Here is a 6,015-nt window from a genome sequence, read left to right on the forward strand (position 1 = left end):
GTCCGTGCACCGCTGCAATCGCCTGCGGCAGGTACGCGGCCTGGGCCTCGAACAGCGCCAAGACGGTTTGCTCGTGTGGATAGGCGCGCTGGGTGGCGTTGAAATCCTCCAGTAGCTGGTTACGTTCGCTTTGCGGCAGGATCTCCAAGCGGTTGAGTGGCGTCTGGGGCGCGTGTTCGAGGGCCTGCACCAGACTTTCCAGGGCCGTGTGCATGTAGGCGCAGATGCGCGCCGCACCGATGCCCTGCACTACCAGGGCGCTCAGCATGAAGCCATCGCCCAAGTCATCCACCGACAGGGTCAGTGGGTAATTGGTCCGCTCTTCGTTGCTCAGGATTTCCATGCCCTGCCAGGCACTCATGGCCTCGACTGAAGCCGAACCGGTCGCGCTGTGCCGGTAATTCAGCAGCGCACTGAACAGCGGGGCCGGTGCGGCGACGCGGCTGCAACGTTGTGCCAGGGCCAGCGAAGCATGTTCGTGACCGAGCAACGCGGTCAGTCGCCCATGGGTGGTCTTGACCCCGGCGCGGGCGCCCTGCTCATCCAGGTTGACCCGCAGCGGCAAGGTGTTGATGAACATGCCAAGGACCCGGTCGGCGCCCTCGCCGGCCTGCATCCGCCCCATCAGGACCGTGCCGAACACCACATCCTCCCGTGCGGACAGGCGCCCCAGCACCTGCGCCCAAGCCAAATGGTGCAGGCTCGCCGCACTCACCCCGAGTTGCCGCGCCTGCGCCCGCAAGCGGCGGCTCAAAGCGGCATCCACTTCCAGCTTGGCCTCCTCGATGCCGCGACCGTCACCCTGCACCTGTTGCAACCCCAATGGCAGGGTCGGCTCGTCGACATCACCGAGCATCTCGCGGAAAAACGCCTCGTGCTCTGCCTCGCTGACACCCAGGCGCGCTTGGGCCACATAGTTGCGGTACGGCAGCGCGGCGGCCAATTGTCCGGCCTGGCCCAACAGGTGCGCCTGCATTTCCTGCTGCACTACCTCCAGCGCGGTATGGTCCAGGGCAATGTGGTGGAACAGCAACATCGCCACCCAACGCTGGTTGGCCCGGTCATGGGCATAACGCAGGCACATCAGCGGGGCCTGGCGAATGTCCAGGCGATGATGACGGGAATCGTAACGTGCATGCAGTTGGGTCACGGCATCGACGTCCGACGCGTCCAGCGGCAGTTGCTCCACGCTCAACAGCGCCTTGCGCCAGACCACCTGTATCGGCTGCTCCAACCCCTCCCACATGATCGAGGTACGCAGGATGTCGTGCCGGTCGATGACACCTTGCAACGCCTGGGCGAAGGCCTCGAGGCGAGCCTCGTCCTGGAAGGCGAACAGTGCCTGCAACACGTAGGGATCGCCCTGCAGCGCCGAGACATGGTGATAGAGAATACCTTCCTGCAACGGGGCCAGCGGGTAGATGTCCTGCACGTTGGGCACACCACCCGGCACCGCGGCGACGATCCGGTCGATCGCCTCCTGGGTCAATGTCGCCAGCGGCAGCATCGACGGGGTGATCCGTTCACAATCGGGGGTGATGCCGTTGGCCGGCACCTCGACCTCATTGCCGCCCCCCACCGCCGCGGCCAGTGCCGCTAGGGTCGGCTGGCCGAACAGCACGCGGACATCGGCACTCAAGCCAACCTGGCGCATCTGCTCGATCAGATTGACAGCGAGCAAGGAATGGCCGCCCAGTTCGAAGAAGTGATCGTGGCGCCCCACCTGCTCGACGTTAAGGATTTGCTGCCAGAGGCGAGCCAGGGTGATTTCGGTGTCGCCCAGCGGGGCTTCGTAGCCCCGGGTAACGATTGACGCCTGGTCCGGCACCGGCAGGGCCTTGCGGTCGACCTTGCCGTTGGGGGTCAGCGGCAAGGCATCGAGCCGCACGTAGGCGGCCGGCACCATATAGTCCGGCAAGCGGCTTTGCAGGTGCGCGCGCAGGGCTTCGATGTCCGCGCTGTCATCCGTTGAATGCAAGGTGAAATAAGCCACCAGGCGTTTTTCGCCGGGAACGTCTTCACGCACCAGCACCGTCGCCTCTTTCACCGCAGCGTGTTGCCCCAGGCGGGCTTCGATCTCCCCTGGTTCGATGCGAAAGCCGCGGATCTTCACCTGGCCGTCGTTGCGGCCCAGGTACTCGATATTACCGTCCTCCCGGAAGCGTCCGAGGTCGCCGGTGCGGTACATCAGGGCCTGGGCGTTCTGGCTGAACGGGTCGAGAAGGAATTTCTCGGCGGTCAGGTCCGGCCGGTTCAAATAGCCTTTGGCGACCCCCAGGCCACCGATGTACAGCTCGCCGGCCACGCCTTGGGGCACGGGTCGCTGCTGCGTATCGAGGATGTAGACCCGGGTGTTGCCCAAGGGACGGCCAATCGGGACGCTGCCCTCGCCAATGGCCTGGATTTCGTAGGTGGTCGAGAACGTCGTCGCTTCCGTCGGGCCGTAGCCGTTGAGCAGATGGGCCGGTGCACCGTCCTTCAGGACGCGGGCGATCACCGCCGGGTCCAGCACATCGCCCCCGACAATCAAGTAGCGCAACTGGGCGAACGCCGTCATCAGCCCGGCAGCGTATTGATGGAACAGGCCCGCGGTCATCCACAGCACGCTGACCGATTGCTCTTGCAGCAGCGCCGCAAAACGCACTTGCGTCAGCAACACGTCCTGGTCGACCACAACGACGCAACCGCCGTTGAGCAACGGTGCCCAGACTTCCAGCGTGCTGGCGTCGAAGGCCGGATTGGAGGCGAAGGCCACCCGGTCCTGGGCATTGAAGTCGGCATAACCGTTATTGATCACCAGCCGGCTGATGGCCCGATGTGGCACCAGCACGCCCTTGGGTGTCCCCGTGGAACCCGAGGTGTACATGATGTAGGCCGGCGCTTCGCTCGATGCGGGTTGCTGGCCGTAACGGGCCGCCGGCTCGGGAAGGTCGACGCTGTCCAGGTCCACCCGACGCACGCCCGCCGCCAAGGCTTCGCGGCTGTGGGTCAAGGCCAGTACGGCGTGACTGTCCTCGATCATGAACTGCTGGCGCTCGGCGGGCGCGTTGATGTCCAGCGGCACGTACACCGCCGCACACTTGAGGACGGCCAACTGGCTGACCAATAGATCGAGCGAGCGCGGCAGCAGGATCGCCACGGTTCGACCCGCTTGCAGGCCAAGATCGAGCAGATGCCTGGCCAGACGCCCGGCTTTGCTGTCCAGTTCGCGGTAAGTCAGGACTTGCTCACCCTGCACCGCTGCCGGCATGTCCGGACGCGCCTCGGCCTGGGCCTCGAACAAGGCATGAATCGGTTGTTCCCGCGGATAATCACGGTCGGTGTCGTTGAACGACAGCAGCACCCGTTCACGCTCCGATTCTGGCAGGAACCACAGGCTGTTGAGCATCGCTCCGGGCGCAGACTCCAAGGCGCTGACCAGGTTTTCAACGGCAGCTTGCATGTAGTCGCCGATGCGTTGCGCGCCGATCAGCGCAGTGGCTTGCACCGACAAGGCGAAGTCATCGGAGAAATCGTCCACCGAGAGGATCAGTGGGTAGTTGGTGCGTTCTTCCGCGCCCAGGGCCTCCATTCCGTCCCAGGCCAGGCTGACTTCAGCCGCGGGGGTATGCGCCGCGCTGGCGCTGTGACGGTAGTTCAGCAGCGCGCTGAACAGCGGCGCCGGCGCAGCCACGCCGCTGCAACGTTGCGCCAGGGCCAGGGAGGCGTATTCGTGACTGAGCAGGCTGCTCAACCCGGCATGGGTGCTTTTCACCCCATCGCGCACGCTCTGTGCACCTACACCCACGCGCAACGGCAAGGTATTGATAAACATGCCCAGGGCCCGGGTCATGCTTTCACCGGCCTGCATGCGACCGAGCATCACCGTGCCGAACACCACGTCGTCACGGCCCGATACACCGCCGAGCACCTGCGCCCAGGCCAGGTGAAAAATGCTTGCCGCGCTCACGCCAAGCTGACGTGCCTGCGTGCGCAGGCGGCGACTGAGGTCTGGGGCCAGTGCCAGATGGCTTTCTTCGATGGCACTGCCGTCGCCCAGTACATCCTGTTGGCCAAAGGGTAAAGTCGGCTCCTCGACGTCGCCCAGCATCTCGCGGAAGAACGTCTCGTCAGCCTGGCGCTGGCCGGCCTGTCGGGTGCGAACGACATAGTCGCGGTAAGGAGCGGCCGGCTGCAATTGCCCGGCCTGCCCCATCAGGTAGGCTTGCATTTCACTCTGCACGACCGCCAGGGCAGCGTGGTCGAGGGCCATGTGATGGAACAGCAGCATGGCGGCCCAGCGCTGGTTGACTGGGTCCTCGGCGACCACCAGCAGCAACAGAGGCGCCTGGCTGACGTCCAGGCGATAGTGTCGAGGATCGAAGCGCGCCTGCAATTGCGCCATGACGTCACCTTCGGCGAGGTCGGCACTGATGTCCTTGACCCCTAGCCGGGCCTCGCGCCAGACCACCTGCACCGCTTCTTGCAACCCCTCGCGGACGATGGCAGTGCGCAGGATATCGTGGCGGTCGATCACGCTTTGCAAGGCGTCGACAAAATCCGTCAGGCGCTCCTGCCGGGAGATGCTGAAGTGCGCCTGCAATAAGTAGGGGTCGCCCTGGGTGGCGGTCAGGTGGTGATAAAGAATCCCCTCCTGCAACGGCGCCAGCGGATAGATGTCCTGCACATTGGCCGCACCGCCCGGCACGGTGGCCACGATGCGGTCGATGGCCGGCTGGTCAAGCGTCACCAATGGCAGCATTTGCGGCGTGATATGCCTGCAGCCGAGCGCGATGGCATTGGCTGGGATGTCGATTTCGCCAGCCTTGCGGTCATCGTATTCCCCGGCCTGGATCAACGCGATCAGCGCGGCTTTGTGCTCGCGCAGCAAGGCCAGCACCGCCGGCTCGCCCAGGGACTGTTTGCGGCCCCGTACCACGAGCTGATCGCCCTTGACTGAAAGCTGTACGTCTTTTTCTTTTAGTGTCGCCAACAGTTCGATCACACTCACAGGACAATCTCCATTTTTTCTGTCGTTGCCGCGTATTCCGAGAGCGTGGGCTGTTCGAACAATGTCCGCACATCCGCTTCCAGACCCTCTTGGCGCATCCGCTCCATCAGGCTGACGGCAAGCAAGGAATGCCCACCCAGTTCAAAGAAGTGATCGTGACGGCCAACGCGCTCTACGTTGAGCACTTCAGCCCACAACTGGGCCAGTGTGATTTCGGTTTCGCCGATGGGAGCTTCGTAACCCCGGGTGATGAAAGCCTCCAGGTCCGGTGCCGGCAGCACCTTGCGGTTGAGCTTGCCGTTGGGTGTCAGCGGCATGGCGTCGAGGCGTACATAGGCCACCGGCACCATGAAGGTCGGTAGTTGTGCCAGCAGCCAGGTACGCAGCGCGTCGAGGTCCGCCGCTTCGTCCGGCGCGTGTTGGGTGAAATAGGCCACCAGGCGTTTTTCCCCCGGTACATCCTCACGGACCAGCACCGCAGCCTCCTTCACCGCGTCGTGCTGGGCGAGCTTGGCTTCGATCTCGCCCAGTTCGATACGGAACCCACGGATCTTCACCTGATCGTCATTGCGCCCCAGGTACTGCAAGGTGCCGTCAGGCAGCCAGCGGCCGAGGTCGCCGGTCTTGTACAGGCGCGCGTCGGCCTTGCCGTAGAACGGGTCGGCGATGAAGCGTTCGGCACTGAGCTGTGGCAAGTTGAGGTAACCGCGGGCCACACCGATACCACCGATATGGATCTCGCCGGGCACGCCCACCGGCAACAGTTGCCCGTGGGCGTCCAGCACATGCAGTTGCAGGTTGCGGATCGGCCGGCCAATGGGGATCGACTGGTGCCGGTAGGTCTCAAGATCGCTGTCGGCGGTGTACCAGGCGACCACGTCGCTGCACTCGGTCGGCCCGTAGCTGTTGATCACCGTCGGCCGTGGCTGGGCGAGTTTTTCCAGCATGGCGACCTGGATCGGCTCGCCCCCCAGGACCACCCGTTTCAGGCAGGCCAGGGCTTGCCCGTGGTCGGCGTCCACCAG

The 6,015-nt window shown here is 64.5% G+C and carries 2 protein-coding genes; both read right to left on the reverse strand.

Annotation, left to right across the window (positions count from 1 at the left end; translation table 11 throughout):
- On the reverse strand, window positions 1-4,990 hold a 4,990-nt coding region (locus tag BT125_RS28175; RefSeq protein ID WP_170866881.1), incomplete at its 3' end, for a non-ribosomal peptide synthetase.
- Window positions 4,987-6,015: non-ribosomal peptide synthetase (locus BT125_RS30165; protein WP_139271831.1), on the reverse strand; the 1,029-nt coding region annotated here is incomplete at its 5' end. The genes BT125_RS30165 and BT125_RS28175, both read right to left, overlap by 4 nt.

This window comes from Pseudomonas sp. NFACC04-2 (assembly GCF_900119265.1).
In the GTDB taxonomy this organism is placed as follows: domain Bacteria; phylum Pseudomonadota; class Gammaproteobacteria; order Pseudomonadales; family Pseudomonadaceae; genus Aquipseudomonas; species Aquipseudomonas fluorescens_AA.